At 45.2% G+C, this 20,880-nt stretch carries 17 protein-coding genes; 10 read left to right on the top strand and 7 right to left on the bottom strand.

Going from position 1 to position 20,880, the window contains the following annotated elements:
• Positions 1 to 42: 42 nt before the first annotated feature.
• Both MHB71_RS01935 and MHB71_RS01930 read right to left on the bottom strand, forming a co-directional pair.
• Positions 43 to 1,314, bottom strand: coding sequence for a sugar ABC transporter substrate-binding protein (locus tag MHB71_RS01935; protein ID WP_340028692.1), 1,272 nt, complete (start codon positions 1,312 to 1,314; stop codon positions 43 to 45).
• A gap of 181 nt (positions 1,315 to 1,495) precedes the next feature.
• Positions 1,496 to 2,524, bottom strand: a complete 1,029-nt coding sequence (locus tag MHB71_RS01930; protein ID WP_340028691.1) for a LacI family DNA-binding transcriptional regulator — start codon at positions 2,522 to 2,524, stop codon at positions 1,496 to 1,498.
• 278 nt (positions 2,525 to 2,802) lie between these two features.
• Between MHB71_RS01930 and MHB71_RS01925 the strand changes: the two genes are divergently transcribed.
• Together MHB71_RS01925 and MHB71_RS01920 are read left to right on the top strand one after the other, a co-directional pair.
• On the top strand, positions 2,803 to 3,177 hold the full coding sequence (locus MHB71_RS01925) for an iron-sulfur cluster biosynthesis family protein (protein ID WP_237177085.1): 375 nt from the start codon (positions 2,803 to 2,805) through the stop codon (positions 3,175 to 3,177).
• A 537-nt stretch (positions 3,178 to 3,714) separates the two neighbouring features.
• Positions 3,715 to 4,308, top strand: a complete 594-nt coding sequence (locus MHB71_RS01920; protein WP_340028690.1) for an IS3 family transposase — start codon at positions 3,715 to 3,717, stop codon at positions 4,306 to 4,308.
• A gap of 65 nt (positions 4,309 to 4,373) precedes the next feature.
• On the opposite strand, the gene MHB71_RS01915 is transcribed toward MHB71_RS01920, so the two are convergent.
• From MHB71_RS01915 to MHB71_RS01905, 3 genes are all read right to left on the bottom strand, one after another.
• Positions 4,374 to 7,445 carry an S-layer homology domain-containing protein gene (locus tag MHB71_RS01915; protein ID WP_340028689.1) on the bottom strand — a complete coding sequence of 1,024 codons (3,072 nt, stop codon included), beginning with the start codon at positions 7,443 to 7,445 and terminating at the stop codon, positions 4,374 to 4,376.
• Positions 7,446 to 7,855: 410 nt separating this feature from the next.
• The gene (locus tag MHB71_RS01910) at positions 7,856 to 8,260 is read right to left on the bottom strand and encodes an Ig-like domain-containing protein (RefSeq protein ID WP_179088709.1); all 405 of its coding nucleotides are present in this window, start codon (positions 8,258 to 8,260) and stop codon (positions 7,856 to 7,858) included.
• Positions 8,261 to 8,355: 95 nt separating this feature from the next.
• Positions 8,356 to 8,673, bottom strand: a complete 318-nt coding sequence (locus MHB71_RS01905; RefSeq protein WP_340028688.1) for a hypothetical protein — start codon at positions 8,671 to 8,673, stop codon at positions 8,356 to 8,358.
• Between the two features lie 199 nt (positions 8,674 to 8,872).
• Between MHB71_RS01905 and MHB71_RS01900 the strand changes: the two genes are divergently transcribed.
• The 6 genes from MHB71_RS01900 (at position 8,873) to MHB71_RS01875 (ending at position 15,485) form a co-directional block, all read left to right on the top strand.
• Positions 8,873 to 10,552 carry a PucR family transcriptional regulator ligand-binding domain-containing protein gene (locus MHB71_RS01900; RefSeq protein ID WP_340028687.1) on the top strand — a complete coding sequence of 560 codons (1,680 nt, stop codon included), beginning with the start codon at positions 8,873 to 8,875 and terminating at the stop codon, positions 10,550 to 10,552.
• 242 nt (positions 10,553 to 10,794) lie between these two features.
• Positions 10,795 to 11,571 carry an ABC transporter ATP-binding protein gene (locus MHB71_RS01895; protein WP_036617567.1) on the top strand — a complete coding sequence of 259 codons (777 nt, stop codon included), beginning with the start codon at positions 10,795 to 10,797 and terminating at the stop codon, positions 11,569 to 11,571.
• Positions 11,571 to 12,443, top strand: coding sequence for an ABC transporter permease (locus MHB71_RS01890; protein WP_340028686.1), 873 nt, complete (start codon positions 11,571 to 11,573; stop codon positions 12,441 to 12,443). The genes MHB71_RS01895 and MHB71_RS01890 overlap by 1 nt, the downstream gene beginning before the upstream one ends.
• 34 nt (positions 12,444 to 12,477) lie before the next feature.
• Positions 12,478 to 13,509 (top strand): ABC transporter substrate-binding protein, encoded by a 1,032-nt coding sequence (locus tag MHB71_RS01885; RefSeq protein ID WP_339194994.1) that lies wholly within the window; start codon positions 12,478 to 12,480, stop codon positions 13,507 to 13,509.
• A 193-nt stretch (positions 13,510 to 13,702) separates the two neighbouring features.
• A complete protein-coding gene (locus tag MHB71_RS01880) occupies positions 13,703 to 15,079 on the top strand; it encodes an amidase (RefSeq protein WP_340028685.1) in 1,377 nt (458 codons plus the stop codon).
• Positions 15,080 to 15,098: 19 nt separating this feature from the next.
• A complete protein-coding gene (locus tag MHB71_RS01875; protein ID WP_340028684.1) occupies positions 15,099 to 15,485 on the top strand; it encodes a Rid family hydrolase in 387 nt (128 codons plus the stop codon).
• Between the two features lie 100 nt (positions 15,486 to 15,585).
• Here the strand turns inward: MHB71_RS01875 and MHB71_RS01870 are convergent, their stop codons facing one another.
• Positions 15,586 to 17,643, bottom strand: coding sequence for a methyl-accepting chemotaxis protein (locus MHB71_RS01870; protein ID WP_340028683.1), 2,058 nt, complete (start codon positions 17,641 to 17,643; stop codon positions 15,586 to 15,588).
• A gap of 276 nt (positions 17,644 to 17,919) precedes the next feature.
• On the opposite strand from MHB71_RS01870, the gene MHB71_RS01865 reads away from it, so the two are divergent.
• Entirely contained in the window at positions 17,920 to 18,345 is a 426-nt protein-coding gene (locus MHB71_RS01865) for a hypothetical protein (protein ID WP_340028681.1), read from the top strand.
• A gap of 155 nt (positions 18,346 to 18,500) precedes the next feature.
• Here the strand turns inward: MHB71_RS01865 and MHB71_RS01860 are convergent, their stop codons facing one another.
• Complete coding sequence (locus tag MHB71_RS01860; RefSeq protein ID WP_036674351.1) at positions 18,501 to 19,664, bottom strand: iron-containing alcohol dehydrogenase; 1,164 nt, start codon at positions 19,662 to 19,664, stop codon at positions 18,501 to 18,503.
• Between the two features lie 97 nt (positions 19,665 to 19,761).
• Here MHB71_RS01860 and MHB71_RS01855 point away from each other — a divergent pair, with 97 nt between their 5' ends.
• Positions 19,762 to 20,718: a phosphotransferase gene (locus MHB71_RS01855; protein WP_340028680.1), complete on the top strand. Its 957-nt coding sequence runs from the start codon at positions 19,762 to 19,764 to the stop codon at positions 20,716 to 20,718.
• The last annotated feature ends 162 nt before the right edge of the window (positions 20,719 to 20,880 follow it).

The following is a 20,880-nucleotide window of genomic DNA, read 5'->3' as shown; positions in this document are numbered from 1 at the left end:
GTCCTGCTGTCGCTGCTATTTGTGCATGTTCAGAAAAATCCTCTATTTGTAGAGTCTTTCCAGTCCACTCTGAATTTCGGTTACGGTATCATCAAGCGAGGCTTTGTTGTTGAAGTAGACACCCAGCTTATCGTTAATGAGCTTCATCATTTCGTTCCATTGCGGGTTGAATGGTTCCGCATAGATCGTTGATTCACTGAACGCAGCCATGTTGATTTTTTTGCCGCCATATTCGGCATTGAGGAATTCATCACTGGAAAGACCTGCTTTGGTTGCAGGAGCATCCTGACCGGCTTTGACCATTGGCATCTGTGCTTCAGGTGTGGTCATTGCTTCGATGACTTTGAATGCTTCTTCCTTGTGTTTGGAAGCGTTGGTAATCGTTAACCCGTTAAAGAATGCGTTTGTTTCGCCCCATACCGGAGAGATATCCCAATTAATGCCTTCCACCTTGGCAAGTGAACCGATGTTCCAGAACCCTGTCGTTTCCATGGCGATCTTGCCTTGAGCGAACAGCGGATCAGCTCCGATATTCCCCATGTCGGCAATCTCGGTTGGCGTTGGTCCCGCACCGTGTGTGAAGGTCAGATCATTCATGAATTGTAATGCTTTCCGCACAGGCTCTGTATTGAAGGTTGGTTTGCCACTCTCGTCGAACAGTGAGCCACCGTTCTGGTAGATCAGCTGCATCCATTGCGGCCACCAGCTACCCGGATAGTAACCCCATTGAGTCGTCTTGCCGTTCTCCTTCACCGTCAGCTTCTGAGCTGCCGCCATCAGAGCATCCTGCGTCCAATCTTTGGTTGGATATTCCACCCCAGCCTTGTCGAACAGATCTTTGTTATAAAAGAGGACCATCGCACCTGCCCGATCCGGCAAACCAAATTGTTTGCCATCATACTTCATCAGGTTTGCGATATCATCGGAATAACGTTCGGACATGTTCACATTGTTCGCCTGAATCATGTCATCCAGCGGTATAATCTGATTCTTGGAGGCGTAAGCCTGATAGTTCTCGGCAATCATCATGATGTCCGGCGCCGTTCCTCCGGCGATCATGGTCTGTACCTTCTGGTCATAATCCCCTGCAACCACGTTCAGCTTCACGTTAATATCAGGATACGTCTGTTTCACAATGTCGAGTCGTTCCTGATAAATCTTCTTCTCATCCTCCGAGCCCCAGATTGTCATGCTCAAATCAACCTTGCCACCGGACTCGCCGGAAGAACCGTTTTTACTCCCGCTGCTACAGGCTGTCAGACCCATTACCATGACCAGCATCAATAACGAAATGACCTTTAGACTTCTTCTCATACGTTACGCCCCCTTGATATAATGAATGGATGACTACACTGAAACCCGTTTCATGAAATGGGTTTCATTAAGCTGAAACATAAAACCCGTTCCACTTTATGAAAGGGGTTTCATTCACGCACTCATTATATTTCACCCTTCAAGGAAATGTCAACGCTTTCTTTTCCAATTACAGGCCCCTTTATCTTGCAGCAGGTCCTGTACTTTGACGCACAATTAGCTCCGGTTGCAGAACGATCTGCTTCTTCGGTTTGCCTTGGTTAATCAACTCATGCAGCACATCTACAGCCTGTTTGCCAAGCTGATACGTGTTCTGGGATACGGTTGTCAGTTCCGGTATAACGGCACTGGCGAGCGGCGTATCATCATAACCCACAATGGATATATCTTTCGGAATCGAGAGCCCATGCTCAATCGTCGACTTGATCGCACCAATCGCTGTGTTGTCATTCACGCAGATGACTGCGGTGGGTGGATTGTCACGATCCAGTAGTTTGGACATCTCCCGTTTGCCGTCGTCGATGGAGAAGCTGCCGAGCAGTTGCCGTTCTTTTGGTATTTCGAGCCCATGCTCCCGAAGTTTCTTCTGCACAGCTCTGACCTTGACCATGGTGGTGGACAACTCTTTCAGACCGCCAACAAAGGCGATATCGCGATGCCCCAGTTCAAGCAAATGCTCAGCTGCAAGGGCTGCCCCTGCACCTTCATCCGTGTATACCCGGTGGAACCCACCTTTGGCAATATTGCCATTGACCAGCACGATTGGCATACGTTTGCCCATATCAATCAATTCCTGAGCCATGTCATCCGGACAGCCCTGCATGTTAATACGCCCGCCGAGAAAAATAATCCCGTCTACCCGCTTCTCTCGCAGGATGGACAAATATTCAGATTCCCTGTTGTAGTCGCCTGCGGTATTGCACAGAAAGAACGTATACCCCAATCCGCGAGCCTCATTCTCCGCGCCCCAGAACACTTCCGGGAAGAAGGGATTGGTAATGTCCGGCAGGATGATGGCAATAGTGCCCGTCTCTTTCTTGATCAGACTGCGCGCCTGCGCGTTGGGCTGAAACTGGTGTTTTTCAATGATGGACATAATCTTCTCTCGGGTGCTTGCACGCACAGGTGCCGTATCATTCAGTACCCGGGAGACCGTCGCTACAGATACATTTGCTTCTTTGGCGATGTCGTATATCGTGATCGGTGTCATAGCGGAACCTTCCTTTTTCTCTAATTTTCCCTATTTTCCCTGCTTATCATACCAGATAAGGAATGCCGATGAAATGGGTTTCATTGACGGGAGAATGATTTCACACTGAACCCATAGAAATTCCAGGTATAACATTTATACGTGAATTGTTCGTTGCATTACGCATTAGCGTCAATATTTTCAACCGGACATGTTTGCTTTTCTTTATTTCACCTTCTAATCTGCGTTTATGGTCCATATATTAAATTGTAAGCGAATTCATTGGAGATTAGAGGAGTGTGAACAACGTCATGATCATTCAAGTCAGTCCGCTGGCAGAAGCAAGACTTACTGAAAAGCTGGGAGATCGACCAGGCTATTTCAAATTGTTTTATGATACCGATGGATGCGGTTGTGACGGAATTGCGGTACTTCTGATCTTGAACGAACCGGATAGCGATGATGTTACCGTAGAAGCGGGGTCGCTTCCCTTTGTAATCAACAAACAGCAGCAGATTTACTTTGAACCGTCTCTGCGTCTGCAATCCGAGCACAGTTTCCCTTCGTTCCGACTGAGCAGCGATTCCATGATCTATGGCAGTAATGTCAAAGTCCATGATTTACGAGATACCGCAGACGTAGCCCCTCAGCCCACTGGATGGTTTGTTCGATAAACGTTGAATTAGCACTATAATCAAAACCTCCCAAGCCCAGATGATATGCGGGACGGGAGGTTTTTTAAGATTTTAAAGGCGAAGAAGCCAGACCAGAATTTTGTGACCGGCGTTAAGCAATACCGAATTGATAAGCGCTGGTTGTACCTTTCACTAGTAAAGACTTATATATCAACGTAATTGTCGTTTACCGGATCGGGGAACGAAACGTTAATGAGCTTTTATATCACAGACTTTTGCCAGAGCATTTGCCAAAAAAAGACGTGATTAAATTTGTCGTTCACAGCGACAAATTTAATCACGTTTATCAAGACATGCTATCAAAAGGATTGCGTCTAGATCCAGCTTGTCTCGTCGGGCTAACTGCCCGGCCAACGAGCACCTTCTCGCATCTTAAAACGAAAGTGCCCTCCCTAATTCAGTCATCTCTAGCATTCGCTCTTGTGGGGTTGTTATAGATCACTAGAGTTCTATAAGGATTGAATTTTCTTTCCCTATTTCCGTTTATGTTCCAGTATCCGGCAATCCGAACATCTCATGATGCGGGAACTATCGATCCAATCGGTGATTCGCAGGAAGCGAAAGAAGTCTTTCTATACGCCATCTGTCATCTATCCTAATCGCCTGAAGCGTAAATTCCATGCCACAGCACCTCAGCAAAAAATGGGGACGGATATTACGTATATTTCGGATGGAAACACGTTTGTTTACCTGTCCGTGATTCAAGACTTGTTCAACAACGAAATTGTAGCTTGGCAGTTGTCTAAACGGAACGATGTTCAGCTCGTATTGGATACGGTAGAACAATGGACACAAAGAAGAGACGTTTCGGAAGCCGTGCTCCATTTGGATCAGGGCTTCCAGTATACGTCTCAGGCGTACAACACACGATTAGAAGAATTTGGCGTCAAGGGCAGCCACTCTCGCAAAGCAACCTGCCTGGATAACGCATGCATCGAATCCTTCTTTTCACATCTCAAGACAGAGAAGCTGTACCTTAACCAGTGTAATTCAGAAGCAGAGATTCGACAAGCCGTGGAAGATTACATGTACAATTACAACTACCGACGATTTCAAGCCAAACTCAAACAGCGCGAACCGATTGAATATCGATGCGCGCTGGCAGCATAGCTTTTTTCATCTGTCTACTTGACAGGGGTATGACCATGTATGACATGGTTTTTTTGTTTATTCATTTACTCCTGATAGACAACTATACTTACATTAGAATTGTTATCTTCTGGCGTACTTGCTGTAAAAATGACATTATGATCCATCGTGGTGACATTCCACCCGGCCATCGAATTCTCAAATGCAGAACCAATTTTCTCAGCCAGTCCATTTAATGTCTCTGTTCCTGACAATCTTAAACGTTTGGAAACTTCATTCGTACCGTCTCGAAATACAACTCTAATAATCCCTGGCGCGCTGGGGCCAGAATCAATTTTTAAACTTATAGCTTGCTTTACTCCTGCAAAGGTCTCCGATCCTGGTGTAGTAATCGAGCTTGATACCAATCCAATACCTGTTGTCGCTTCCACGATTGCCACGGATAGTTTAGGATTGTTAGCCGAAGGTGCTCGGGCTGTAAATATAACATTTCTATCATTTGACGTAGCGTTCCAATCAACTAAAGACGTGTTAAATGCCCAAGCTATCTTCGTTGCTACTTCGGCAGCAGTTTCTGTACCTATTAATTCAATATCTTTAAGAATGGTTGTGCTACCGTCTGTAAATGTAGCAGTAATCGTTCCGGCAGCTGTAGCCCCTGAATCTATCACTAAGGTAGCCACTTGTGCTTCGCCAGTAGGGTATGGAGCTCCTACGGTCGTTATTGTACTATCTGGCATGCCAATTCCTGTGTTTAATCCCGAAAGTCTCGCCATAGCTTTTATGTTATTCTCTGCCGGAAACTCGGCTGTAAAAATTACATCTGAGCCCCGTGACGAAACGATCCAATTCGGAATCATGCTCCCGAATGCTGCTGCTATCTTGTTAGCAAGATCACTTCCTGTTTCAGGACTTCCCATCATAGACACATAGGCTGTCCACGAGGAGACTCCATCCGTAAATTTGACGCCTATCGGCCCATGATCACTTTCTGAATTGGGAAGACGCAGCGTAATCACTTGGGATGTGTTAGTCGTAAGATTTCCTGGAACTTCAAGTGTACTTGAAGGCGCCCCTACTCCTGATGCTTCCAAAGCGTATATTCGAACATTTTCATTATTAGTACCTGGCGTTTGCGATTTGAAATGTATTCGACTCCCATCAGCTTCTGCACCCCAACCAGCTACAGATGTTCCAAATGAGGCTGCTATTTTAGATGCTACTTCAGCCGCTGTTTCTGTTCCCAAGATGTAGATATTTTTTTGAACTGGCACTCCTCCATCTGTAAAATAAACATAATATGAACCCGGAGCCGTTGCACCGTTCTCTATCACTAGTGTTGCTATTTGTGCTGTACCCTGTAACGGTGCTGTTCCTACAGATGTAATCGAACTATCTGGCATACCAATCCCTGTGTTTAATCCCGAAAGTCTCGCCATAGCCTTTATGTTATTCTCTGCCGGAAACTTGGCTGTAAAAATCACTTCTGAGCCCCTTGACGAAACGATCCAATTCGGAATCGTGCTCCCGAATGCGGATACTATCTTGTCAGCAAGATCACTTCCTGTTTCAGGACTTCCCATCATAGACACATAGGCTGTCCACGAGGAGATTCCATCCGTGAATTTGATGCCTATCGGCCCATGATCACTCTCTGAATTGGGAAGACGCAGCGTAATCACTTGGGATGTGTTGGTCGCAGGATTTCCTGGAACTTCAAGTGTACTTGAAGGTGCCCCTACTCCTGATGCTTCCAAAGCGTATATTCGAACATTTTCGTTATTAGTACCTGGCGTTTGCGATGTGAAATGTACTCGACTCCCATCAGCTTCTGTACCCCAACCCGCTACGGATGTTCCATACGCGACTGCTATTTTAGATGCTACTTCAGCCGCTGTTTCTGTTCCCAAGATGTAGATATTTTTTTGAACTGGCACTCCTCCATCTGTAAAATAAACATAATATGAACCCGGAGCCGTTGCACCGTTCTCTATCACTAGTGTTGCTACCTGAGCCGTACCTACATTGTTATAAATACTACCTGGGACAGTTATGACACTTCCACTCGAAACCACCCCTGTCATAATGCTTTCAACGGTGGCTTTAACGTGATCGTTGTTAACAGCTGGATTTAATGCTGTAAAATAAATGTTTGCACGCTCAGCATCCACATTCCATCCTGTTAATGCATTATCAAACGCTTGTACGATTTTAGCAGCTACCTCAGTATCCAATTCAGTTCCATCAAGCTCTACGTAAACGGTCACTGGATTGACTCCATCCGTAAATGTGGCACTCAATGAACCTGCCGTATCTGCACCACTTGTTATTGTCAGAGTGGCAACTTGAGATATACCTTGAACGGCTTTGACTCCTTCAGTGGCGATTAATGTGGAGGTCTTCACTCCAGTAGTAATCGAAGGTGAACCGGATCCATTAGATGTAGTGTTTGAATCTGAATTTAAACTCGCAGTAGGTATAGATGGTGAAGGTATATTATCTTTATCTTCACTTTCTGTTTCTTGTTCTTGTTCTTGTTCTTGAATCAAGCTTATCGCTTTATCCAACATCACAACTGCCTCAGCTCGCGTAATTGGAGATGCCGGTTTGAATGAACCATTTGTATAACCAGTAATGATATATTTTGAGAATGTAGCACCTATGGCACCCTTACTCCAATATGTAAACTCTGAAGAATCCTTAAATGCTAAAGCTGCTTTTTCATTACTAGGTAATTTCAGTAAGTCTGCTACAATAACTGCAGCTTCTTGACGGCTTATCGGTTTAGAAGTACGTATAGTTTGATCTTTATAACCTTGTATGTAACCTGCTTTTACCGCTTTTTGCACTTCTAGATAGCTCCAATTTGAAGACGACAAGTCAGTGAAATGTAGTTCTTCTACCTCATTAAAATCAAACTGACGATTAACCAATGCCATAAATTCTCCACGTGTAATTACATCGTTGGGTTTAAGTGTTTGGTCGGAATATCCTTTAATCAACCCTTCTGAGAGCCATTTGCTAAGGGTATACTCGGCCCAATGTCCTTCAATATCTAAATTGGTTTTCTGACCATATGCTACCCCACTCAAGACGGATACCAAACTGGTTGCTAATATGAATGTGCTTACTTTTTGAATCACTTTTCTATAAAACATATACTTCCTCCAGTTCAAATATAAAGCTATTTATTTACTCAATAGAATAGATTAGTCTGTGCCTCCCCTCCAGTTACTCTTCCTTAAAGCGAATTTGAATTAAGGTATAAGCTTCAACCATCCGCCTTTTTCTTAATGCTATCTTATTATATCGGTTTACACTAGTTCACGAGTTATACTTATTACTTAGGTTCTTTTACTCAGCACTATTCTTTTTCTGAATTGAGCGAGCCCTGTACTCAAATTTGCGTTCTTGTAATGAGCTATCTATAGGGTGGTATCAACCGCCCCGGCATTCGTGATGATTAATTTCTTGGCTGAAGCTTGCTCATAATTAAGTTACCGGTTGGGGAGATTGTTGGGGTAGCAATAATCATGCCACCTACCAAATTGTTTATCGTTACAGTGTATTATTCTATTTTAGTAACTACGTTAATTGTAGCGTTGCCTGACTTACTGCCGTTGGCCGTTGAGATCGCGGTGATCGTATAAGGACCAGGTGGAGTATTTGCTGCTACACTCACCAACCCATTCGCATCTACAGTAACATTGTTGTTCGTGTTACTACTGGTCCACGTAACGGTTTGGACTGCTTCACCGCTGACATTCACGTTAGCTGTTAACTGTTCCGTATTGCCCTGCACCACACTCTCACTGGATGGACTGACTGTCACACTGTTCAATACAGGTGCTGAAGTCACTGTAATCGTTGCACTATCGGACTTAGTCCTGTCAAACGTTGACGTTACTGTAATTGTATAAGGACCAGGTCGGGTATTTGCTGCTAATGCTTGATGAAATTGTAACAAGATCAATTTTATTTTTGAAATCCTCAGATCCATTTAACTCCATTTTTAATCTTTATAAAACTATGATGACATCGTCTACTGATAGTGAATTAGATTCAATTCTACGTAAAAACATTATTGTAAGCTCTCTCACTGGCAATATCATTTGTTAGGTAATGTAAATCAACGTTCACCTTGGTTATCTTTATAAAGGGATTGTTACTGTTTGCAGTTCTCCAATCTCTCATCAAATTTAAAACAATACCTAATGAATAATAAATCTCTGTGAGTTTTTTTAATCTTTTCTTCTCCCACTTCTCCCTGTATATTTGGCCTACAGTATCAAATATAATGAAAGTCAAAAATGCTTCCTTGATTTTAGGTAAAAACTCTATGTACATACTGTATTGATTTAATGTGTATTCCTGTCCTATCATCATACTCACCCAGCGCATAGGGTTATAAAAAATATTTGAAAAGATTGCTGATGTAAAACCATCTTATTTGGAATTTTTTTATATTTATGAGAAATATGTTTTACATCTATCTTTTAGCCTCTTTATCCAAACACTTCTTTACGCCCACCTCACTTAATGTTAGATTTTATAACATATCATTATGAAAGCGAGTGGGTTGAAGATGGATCTGCAACAGTTATTGACTATCCCCATTCTCTCCAAAGCAAAGGTTATTGCCGGACATCGTGGCCTTGATCGCTTGGTGCAATCGATTAATATTATGGACGCACCAGATATTGTCCAATTCCTGAAGTCGGGAGATATGCTGCTGACAAACGGTTATATCCTGAAAGACCGCCCTGATGCTCATCTTGGATTCATTACAGACATGCATGCAATTGGTTGTGCAGCGCTTGCTGTCAAGACACAGCGTTTCTCTCTTGAATTATCTCCGCAACTGCTTGAAACAGCCGACAGGTTGGGCTTCCCGATCATCGAGCTGTCTGAGATAGACAATACACTCGGTGAGATATTTCAACATTCGATCAGTGCCATCCTTCAGAACAAAACCCATGAGCTACACTACGCCTTATCTATTCACAAGCAATTTTCCACGATGGTGATGCAGGGAAAAGGCATACCATCCATCGTAGATACGTTGTCTCAGTTGCTATCCTCACCTGTACTTCTGCTTGGTTCGAAGAAGCAGATTACGGCAAGCTCCCATTATGCACAACAGATGGATCACCAGTCTCTCGCCGCGCCCTTACTGACTTTTATAGATGAGCACCCTTCCTTCCATACCGCAATCTCGATCTGCCTGCTTACTGCTGATAAATATCGACACGCCGAGCTTCATCCCATCTTCACGGATCGGCACGAGGGCTATTTGATCGCACTTTACGACAGCTCCGCAAGCTCCAAGCTCTCCACTCTGGCACTGGAACAAGCCGTTAATGTGATCGGTCTGGAGTTAACCAAGAAGCAAGCCGTCAAAGAGCGTTCCCGCCGTTACAAAAATGAATATTTCTCCGATCTCATTCAGGGTTTCATTCGTTCGGAACAAGAAGCGCTGCATCGCGGCAAGAAATATGGGCTGCAAGCCAAAGGAAGTTCCGTTCTGATCATTGCCAAAAAGGATGAATCCTTAGCGGGCATACCTAAACAGAACTCTACTTCCTCCGGGGAAGAGCGATTAATCTCGGAACGAGACGCTAATTATGAGCTGATTAAACAGGAATTCGCCAGATTGGATCTCTCCTTTGTCATGTTCACTAAGAACGACCAGTTCGGCATACTCGTTTTTTTGGCTGAATCGTCTTGGGACGAACACACCGTTGTTCAGCAGCTTGAGCGGATGGCGAGCAATCTGTATACAGAGTCGCAGCTCAGCCTATCCTTCGGCATAGGTAATTCCTACACCAATGTATTGGATATTGGACTCTCCTATAAAGAAGCAGTCAAGGCGCTCCAATCCGGTTATCAGATGCGAAAGACACGCTTCGCTCATTCCTATCAAACCATGGATATAAGCCGTCTGCTGCGCATGATCCCCCACGATGAGATGTTGCAGTTCCATCAAGAAACCTTTAAGCCCTTCAACGACCGAGATCCAAACGAGCGTAACGAGCTGATGAAAACCTTGTCCTCCTTCTATGAGAATCATTGCCAGATCGTTGATACAGCCAAAGAGCTGTTCGTACATCGCAATACAGTGATCTATAGGTTGGAAAAATGCGAGAAACTAACCGGCAGGAACATTAAGGACCCGATGGAGAGCCTGCGCTTTCGACTTGCCTTCGCACTTGAGTCCCTTTTGAATGTTAATCCAGCCCCTAGTGAAACTAATCATACGTCTTAAATCGAGAACGTGTCATGTTTAATGACACGTTCTTTAATTTTTCTTTTCATATTCAATTCATGTTCAATCTTCATTTGTGCATTTTAACTGATTTAATTCTATTTTTATGTTCAGAGTAACTAATGACAATTATGCAAACAGTCTATATGATTAGGAATATATTCATTAATGTCATGTTAATTAACATCAAATTACATCAAGAAACGAAAAAACATCAGGCTGTAGGAAAGGGGCTACCTATCATGGCTATACAGATACAAGGCGTATCCAAATCATTTGTCAGTGCAACTGGAGAAGATATTCAGGTCCTGGCTGAGGTTTCAATGCAAATCAAGAAACAGGAGTTCTTCAGTATCGTGGGACCGAGCGGGTGTGGCAAAAGTACGATTTTCAATATTATCGCAGGTCTGCTTAAGCCAACAAATGGCAAGGTTATTGTCTGTGGCGAAGAGATCGATCAGACCACCGGGCATGTCGGCTATATGATGCAGAAGGATCTGCTGCTTCCTTGGAGAAGCATCCTGGATAATGTCACGTTAGGCTTGGAAGTGAAGGGCATGTCCAAAAAGGATCGCGGCGATATTGCCATGGATTATCTGGATCGTTATGGCCTGGCCTCATTCGCAGAAGCCTATCCCTCCACACTATCAGGCGGTATGCGCCAACGTGTAGCCCTCATACGTACCCTCGTTACCCAGCCCGATATTATATTACTGGACGAACCCTTCTCCGCACTTGATTATCAGACCCGACTCATTCTGGAAGATGAAATCTTGTCCATTCTCAAATCCGAGGGCAAGACAGGCGTTCTGATCACGCATGACATTGAGGAGGCCATCGCCATCTCCGACCGTATTGCCGTTATGAGTAAACGACCAACAACCGTGAAACAGGTGTATGACATTGGTCTCGCCTCGCAATATGGCTCAGCACTGAAAGCCCGCTCTGACCAGAAGTTCAAGCAGTATTTTGAATCGATCTGGTCAGAGCTTGATATCCAAATGGGGAGGATCAGCTAATGAAGAGCACATCACCTGAAGTTACCCTTGCCGGAAAGCCTGCTGGAGTTACGAAGAGCAAGAGCAAACGCAGACAGTCCACCTTCTCCAAAGAATGGCTGATGACGATGCTGTGGCGGTTCATTATTGTAGCGGTCATCCTGGTGATCTGGGAATCCGCTGTTCGCTTGAAACTGGTTAACGGATTCCTCATGGGATCGCCAAGCGCCATTCTTGATGCCGCCATCACCATGGCTAGCTCAGGGCAACTGCTTACAGACGCGTTCGCGACGGTGAATGCCACCGTTATCGGATTCGTAGCCGGAAGCTTAATCGGCTCATTGGCAGGACTGCTCATGTGGTATTCCAAGTCCGTTGCCCGTGTGCTCGATCCGTTCATTGTAGCAATGAACGGTATTCCGAAGATCGCACTTGCTCCCATGATTATCATCTGGTTTGGCTCAGGCATCTTCTCCAAAATTGCTCTGGCCTCCGTGGCGACATTTATCGTCGCGCTATTATCCGCCTACCAAGCGACGCATCAAATCGACGAATCCCAGATTAATCTGATGAAATCCTTCGGTGCAAAGAAATCACAAATTTTCCGCAAAATTATCGTTCCTTCCTCTCTGCCATGGATCATCTCGGCCTTCCGGATCAATATCGGTTTGGCATTGGTGTCTGTTGTAGGTGGAGAATTCATCTCTTCAGATAAAGGACTTGGACACATGGTATTCGTCGAAGGTAACCTGTTCAACCTTCCGGCTGTATGGGTCGGCGTGTTCATGCTTATGCTGGTCGCCATGCTCCTCTACACCTGTGTCGGTTATATCGAATCCCGTCTCCTTCCATGGAATGACAACAAGACCAGCAGCAAATCCACATCTGTATAGCTGACCTACAACGATTAAAGGGGACTGATGACTAATGCGTACATTCAAAAAGATAGCTTTTCTAGCAACGATGACGGTTATTTTGACTACACTGCTCAGTGCATGCGGAAGCAATGCCACAACACCCGCGAGTGGTGCAGGTGCATCTAATAGCGGGGGGCAAGCAAATACGCAGGTGGACAAAATTATGGTCTCCGAGGTGTATCACAACCTGCTCTACCTTCCCTTGTATGTAGCGAACAACCAAGGTTTTCTAAAGGAGAATCGCATTGAGCTCTCTTCCATACGTGCTGCCGGGAGCGGTCCAACAGCATTGTCTTCGGTGATCTCAGGCGAGTCGGCGTTCTCCTTCCACGGTCCTGAGCATGTCGCATTTGCTAATGCAAAGGGCGGAGATGCTCGCTCACTGGTCCTTCTATCCGGCAGTGCCCCAGTCTGGGCAGTTGCGCGAGAAGGAGTAACAGTGAACTCGACAGCGGATTTCAAAGGTAAAACCATCGTTGTGGGCTTGGCACCTACAAGCTCGAACAGCTTACTGCGGAAACTATTCGCTGACAATAACATCGATATCGACAAGGATGTGACGATCACTGAGGTTCAGAATGGCTCCGAGCTTGGTGCTGTATTAGCCGGCAAAGCCGACATTGCCATCGTTTACGAGCCGCAGCTGGATCAAGGCATTGCTGAGGGACTGCATATTGTCCATGATTTTACGAAGGATTATCCTGACTTTGCCTTTGCAACCATGAATACAACTGCAAGCTTCATTGAAAAGAATCCTGATCTCACCCAGCGCTTTGTCACCTCTATTGAGCAAGCCCTGGACTACATTCAATCGAATCCTGAAGGCGCAAAAGCAGTTGCCGTGAAGGAATTTCCGAATCTGGACAAAAACGTCGTGGAGCAAGCGGTACAACGCATGATCGACAGCAAGGTATATCCTGCGGAGGGGCTCATCAATGAATCAGCCTTCGAGACCGCAATCGACATGCAACGCTTCATCGGCAATCTGAAGGAAGACCTCGCTTACGAGGACATTATCGATTCAAGCTTCACCACCAAATAGAGAGAGAAAGGGTGATTACTCTGAACCAGGACGACTATCTCACACACCGCCGTACAGAAAGCGCCAAATATGCGGACGGAGTTATTACAAGCGAGGAGCTTGCCCTATTTACAGCAGACTTGGAGCTGATTCGAAACTTCAAGTTGCCAGAAGAAGTAGGGCCCAATCCCCCGCATAGGAGCGTGCCTCTGCGATGATTACGAAACCACTTAACGAGCTGACGATTGCTGAAGCCGCAACACTGATTAAAAATAAGTTGATATCTCCTGTCGAGCTTACAAAATCCTATTTGAATCGCATTGAGAAAGTAGAGCCTTCTGTGCAAGCCTTTGTTACGGTCACCGCCGAACAGGCTTTGCAGGCCGCAAGAGAGTCTGAACAAAAACTGATGAATGGCGAATATCTCGGTCCTCTGCATGGTATTCCCTATGGAGCCAAAGACATTATCCATATTGCTGGCATACGCACCTCCGCTGGATCAAGTACCTTTCCAGACTTCGTACCCGGAACGAATGCAACAGTGATTGATAAGTTGCAAGCTGCAGGAGCTATCCTGCTCGGCAAGACAACAACGACGGAATACGCCTTTCAGGGAGGAGAACCACCAACCCGCAACCCATGGAATTTAGAACATACCCCGGGCGGTTCCAGCTCCGGCTCTGCCGCTGCAGTAGCGGCTGGCATGGCTTCCTTCACACTCGGGACACAGACCTTTGGATCTCTGCTTAGACCCGCAGCTTACAACGGATTAACCTGTATGAAACCCACTTACGGCAGAGTTAGCCGTAATGGTGTCATCACAGCCAGTTGGAGCCTGGATCATATTGGCGCATTCACTCGGTCCGCACAAGATAACGCAATCGTTCTGGAAGCAATGGCCGGGCAAGATGAGCTGGACTCCTTCACGCTTCCTTATGGCAAGCCAGACTTAAAAAATGCTCTTGAGCATCCTATTTCAGAAATGGTGATCGGTCTCCCGAGCAACTTCTTCCAAACCGATGAACCAGCGATCTTGTTAGCGGTAGAGTCGGCAATCGCTGTGCTTGAGAAGCTGGGCATGCAATGGAAGAAAGTTGACCTGCCCTCTTATATGGAAGAGACCATTGCTGCTCATCGTACGGTTATGCGGGCAGAAGCTGCCGCCTTCCATCAGGAACGCTTCGCGGAAGCCTCTGATCGTTACGGCCACACGATGCGGGAGCAGCTTGAACTCGGTTACCAGACGAGTGCCGTTGATTATTTGCAGGCACAACGCATCCGAACGATATTCCGGAGCGAGATGATGATGCTTTTCGATGAAGTGGATGTGTTATTGACTCCATCAACACCCTATGTGGCCCCATACGGCTACAAGACGGGGAGCCCGATTTTTAACGGACCGTTCACCAATACGGGTCTACCGTCCATCACCGTACCCATCGGGTTCGATACCACCTCAGGGAAGCAATTACCTATCGGCATGCAGCTTGCTGGTCCACTCATGCGAGAAGACCGCCTGTTGTCCATCGCTCATCATTATCAGCAGGCTACGAACTGGCATCAGTTAACACCAATCATACACATTCATTAGGAAAGGAATGACCGCTACGATGTCTACCATCATACATGCAAGTGCAGCACCCAAGTTCCCGCTTCCTTTCTCCCATGCTGTCCGCGCAGGAGATTTCCTCTACGGCGCAGGTCAGGTAGGTGTCGATCCACAGACGCTTGAGCCCATTGGCGGCATTAAGGAGCAGACGGAGCAGTGCATTCGTAATATTGAGGTGATCCTGCAAGAAGCCGGACTTACACTCGATCATATTGTGAAGGTAACCACTCATCTGGCCCGAGTCGAGGATCAACCCGAATACAACGAAGTGTATGCGCGAATGATTAAACAACCCTATCCCGCCCGTATTACCGTATTCAGCGGTTTAGGCCCTTATTTAATTGAAATGGAAGTGCTGGCGTATGCGCCTTCCATTCGAGGAGAGTAACACATCACCAAAGAGCACCTGTAGCCATAGATGGGTACAGGTGCTCTTTTTGTTCTAGAAACCCGGTTCTCTTTTGAGAAAAGGGTTTCTTTTCGTATTCCTATTTTGTTTTGAAGCGAGATGCTTCTTCGGCAAGTTGTTTGGTCAGTCCATCAATTCTCTGCACCATATCTGTCAAATGTTCCGTCATGCCGGACTGTTCCTGCATTGTTGCTGTGACTTCCTCAACAGAAGCCGACACCTCTTCACCGGAAGCAGACAAGTTCTGTGCCGCCCCAATGACGTCATCCTTATCACGTTCAATGGATTCGATCTCTGTGGCAATAGCTTGAACCTGGCTCATCATCTCATTCATATTCTCGGTGACAAAATTGAATGTCTCCTTTGTCTGGCTAACGCTGCTCTTATGCTGTTCCGCAATTGCTTCAATAGCCTGAACACTTCGGTTATTCTGCTCCACGTGATCAATGGTCTGCATCACAATTCGGTTGATATCCTCCGATTGAGCTGTCGTCTGCTCTGCCAGCTTGCGAATCTCAGAAGCAACGACTGCGAAGCCACGTCCCTGATCACCAGCTCTCGCCGCCTCGATCGAAGCATTCAAAGCAAGTAATTTCGTCTGATTTGCGATTTCGGCAATCGTACCTGTAATCTGGTGAATGCCCGAGGAGCTTTCGGCGAGTTGCACTGTAATTTTGGAGATGTTGCCAACTTCAATCTCGTTCTGCCCGTTCACCGCAATGAGTGCATCAATAACTTCATGATTATTTTTGAATGCATCCGTAATTTCATCTGCCTTGAACTTCACTGCCTGCGACATTCCATTCACGTTGGCAATCTTGTTACCAACATTCATGAATTTGTCCACAATGGCTTCCGTATCGTTCGCCTGGGACTCCATCGCTCGTGAAATCTCAAATGCTGTTGTCGTTGTTTCGGCAATCGTGGTCGAAGTTTGCTGAGTGGACTGTTCCAGCTCGGATGTACTTGTTTTCAGGATGCCGATGGAATGGTTCATGCTGGAGATCAGCTGTTTATTGCCTGCTGCCATGGTATTGAAGCTGTCCACCAATTGTTTGAATTCTCCGCTATATTTACCTTGAGCCTGCACCGTCAGATCGCCGTCAGCAAGCTGTCTGAACAACACAGTTAGTCTGGTAATTGGTCTGGTTACCAGCAAAGAGATCAGAATACCCGCTACGACGGAAACCGCAATAGCACTAAACAGAACAATATACATCTGTTTTGCCATCGCACGCAAAGGCTTCTGCACATCACTCAGTTTATCTTCAACAACGACGGTCCAGTCCGATCTTGGGATTTTGGAGTAATACGCCACTTTCTCATCTGTGCTAATATCCCCTTGCTGTAGTTCAGCGCCAGGAGCACGATCTACCAATGATTGGTATTCGCCGGACTCCATCTTCTGGCCTGCCAACTTCTCATCCGCTGAATCATAGATGACCGTACCTACACGGTCCAGAATGATCACTTTTCCCTCATCATTTATATTGATATTTTGTAGCTGATTAACGAAGAACGAGGTGGATGCCGCAGATACGAGCACTCCCTGTACTTCTTGATTCTCATTGTAGATTGGCATGGCAAAAGCCGTACCAAGTTGTCCTGAGGACTTGGCTACAATCCCTTCACTAATCACGTTTTTACCCTGAATTGCTTCTTGAAAATATGCCCGATCTCCACGTTCCGCCTTGATAACTGCCGGATCATTCGCTGCAATAATAATGCCATTCCGATCCAACAAAATCAGACTGTTGTTACCTTCCATACCTGCCAGACTGTCCGCGAGAATACCACTCGCCTTATCCAGCAGCTCATTGTTTTCCGAGAAGAAGTTCTCACCTTCCTGTCCATCCGTATTCCGAATCTCCAGCAAATCCTGGAAGGTCCGATGTGTTGTGATCAAAAAGGTGGATTGTTCTTCCAAACTTAGTGAAGCATACAGACCTGCCCCCACCCGGTCCGAGGTTGCTTTAATCTCATCTTTGCTTTTGTCGAGTGTGATGACAGCCGCTACAGTGTAGGATACTACTGCAGTTACCGCCAGTACGATACACACCAGCAGACTGATCATAAGTGGCAGTTTGACTCTGAACGACATGTTGCGCATGCGTTCTCTTGCCTTGCTAAATACCATAATTACATTCACCATCCATTTTTATTTTCATCATTATGAAGTCCAAATTCTATGTATCTACTTTATATCGGTCGATATCAAATAATCTGTAAGCTGTTTCGCCAGTTATACTAGGTCAAAGGCCACTGCAAACGATTGGAAAATGAAGACTTTGGGTTAATACAAAATATGACATCAACATCGTATAATATATGAAATACATATCGTGCAGGAAGAGGGACAACGCATTGAATCCGAAAATGCCTACTTTATTAAATGTCGAATAGGAGAAGTGATATGGCAAAAACAGCATTACCTACGCTATTAAATGTCGTGCGCATTTTATTGAGTGTAAAACTGATCTACGTGATTGTGTCCTTTATCGTGTTCCTCATTGACTTCAACCAGAACATGGAGACCTATCTGGGTTTCTTACGCAAAGGAGATGATCTGGCTTACGCCTCTGGCGTAATCTTAGCCAGAATGTTGTTTATCATCGGTCCCAGCCTGCTCGCTGTTATATTCATCACCAAAAGAAAGTTCAAGCTCACCGTGACGTTTCTGAGTCTGGCGCTATTCGTTTCCATTCCAAATGAGAGTAACCTGTTCACCCTGATTCATCTCTTTGCCCTGCTTATCGTGCTCTTGCATCGTCCAAGCAAGTTGTATCTGAAACGAAAGGATACCCCTGTCAATGAAGCCGTAGTTAAACCGAAGGGTTAATTCCAAAAGGGGATCACATGACATTGAAGTCCAGAAAAAAAGGTAGAGCGCACAAGATATGATGTCATAATAAAAAAACAAGGACGTTCCTTAGTATTAAAGGAAGGTCCTTGTTTAATGTGACTCATTATACAAAGTGATTGTGAGATTTACAATTACAGTGCAGCTTGATAAATTTGTACTACATCTTCACGCTGCAAATTTTTGAAGAATCCGAACGGACCAAATCGCATCGCTTTATCAGCCATTACATCAATCTGACTGTCGTCGATGTCATAGTCCGCCAGACGGCTAGGGGCACCAATCGAAGTCCAGAATGTACGCAGCGCTTCAATGCCTTCTTCAGCAACTTGTTTGTCCGACTTTCCAGTAGGATTAATATCAAATACATTAATGGCCATACGTTTGAATCGATCTACATCCACATCCAGATTATGCTTCATCCAGTGTGGGAAGAGGATTGCAAGGCCACCCCCATGCGGAATGTCGTACACAGCCGAAACGGCATGTTCTATATTGTGAGAAGCCCAATCTCCGGCAAGCCCCATATTCAGGACATCGTTAAGCGCCATTGTTCCGCAGTAGAGAATGGTTTCACGCAGTTCATAGTTTTCCGGATCTTTGATCAGACGAGGGGCTGTATCGATAACGGTACGAAGAATCGTCTCACAGAATCCAAGCTGAACCGGTGTATTCGTATCCAGATGGAAATAATGTTCAAACACATGAGACATCATGTCTACCATGCCGTATACAGTCTGATCCAGTGGTACGGTGTATGTGTACTCCGGATCAAGAATGGAGAACGCTGGGAAAGAATACTCGCTGAACCATGCCCATTTTTCCTGCGTGTCCTGATTGGTTATTACTGAACCGTTGTTCATCTCGGAGCCTGTCGCTGCCATCGTTAGAATTGTACCCAGTGGAAGTCCGCCTTCCGGGGTTGCTTCGCGCACAACAACATCCCACATGTCTCCATCGTATTTGGCTCCTACTGCGATGGCTTTCCCGCAGTCTAGTACACTGCCGCCGCCAACCGCAAGAACCAGATCAATGTTATGTGTTCTGCATAGTTCTACACCCTTATGAACCGTAGACAGACGAGGGTTCGGTTCCACACCAGCCAGTTCCGTAACCTCTGCTCCGATTTCATTCAACTGGCTGATTACCTGATCGTACAGCCCGCTACGTTTGATGCTTCCACCACCATATACAAGCAAAATACGCTTTCCGTATTTTGGAACTTCGGTTTGTAGTGCTTGAAGTTGCCCTTTGCCAAAAATCAGCCGGGTCGGATTATAAAACTGAAAAGATCTCATAACGTATGTTCCTCCAAAGAAATCTGAAATTTTGTGCATCCACCATTATAGTTCTCTTTATTCGTAAAAACAAATACAGGCAAGAAGGAGATAATAGATGAGTATGGAGTCTGTCACATTACAACATTTAATAAAACAAACCATTAATCAATATGTATCCTCGGATATTCACATTCTAAATATCAAAAGTAACCCAATCGGTGCCGGATCTCAAGCCGTTGAATTGCTTCGACATCACATTGAATTCCTTATAAATGGAGTGAAAAAGGATATTTCTTACGTAACAAAGAAGGCCACGTTCATTGAACACTCTGCCTTGTCCAGATTATTTTTACAGGGAGCCAATGTACCCTATAGTCTATCAAATGAAGTTCATACTCAAGATCGCAGTCTGATCTGCATTCAGGATGTGGACTACCAAACCGATTATAGTCATCTGGATATAGACCTGCTTCAGAATAAAGAATTACAAGCACTGGCTTACATACATGGAACGAATATGGGGTCGAAAAAAGAACTGCCATGGATACCTATTGTGGATCGATCTCATATCATCGAAATGATGGAAAGACGCTGGAGGCCTTTATGGAACATCGCCATAAAAAGTCCATCATTCATTGAGGAATTCGGATCACCGCTCATTTCGGAAATTGAAGCTGTAGCAAGTCATATTGTAGATGATCTTGAAATTCTCATTAAGGATGAACACACACATACGATGATTCATAATGATCTGAATCCTGGCAATGTATTGGTACACAACAATGAGGATGTTTATTTTATCGATTGGGAGGAAGCAAGGTATGGCTCCCTGTTCTTTGATATCCCTCTGCGCTGTACACATTTGAAACAAGTTGATATCTATCGGGAGTCCCTAAGTTCTCACGGATACGATATTTCACAACATCAATTCGAGAAGTACTTCTCTCTGGCATCCCGATATCTCGGCATTCGTTATATGAGTTGGAACCTTGGGGTTTGGGAACAATACCCACATGCAGAAAACGACTTAAAAAGGTATATGAAAATGGTGACTCAACCTTTGTTCTCCTAATCCCCTCATCAGATTAGACTTAAGATGAATGCCTTGTTTTCCTGGACCAAAAAGCTCCTGCCAGCAAAGTGGCAGGAGCTTACATCACAGAGATTCAATATAACCATCGCATGCTTCCATAACAGGATGGTCTACATCCCCTCAGAAATTAAGAATTCGATA

Origin of the sequence: Paenibacillus sp. FSL H7-0940 (assembly GCF_037979415.1) — a bacterium.
Classification (GTDB): Bacteria; Bacillota; Bacilli; order Paenibacillales; family Paenibacillaceae; genus Paenibacillus; species Paenibacillus amylolyticus.
Note: the sequence above shows the minus strand (reverse complement) of the source record. Positions and strands in the feature narration are given on the sequence as shown.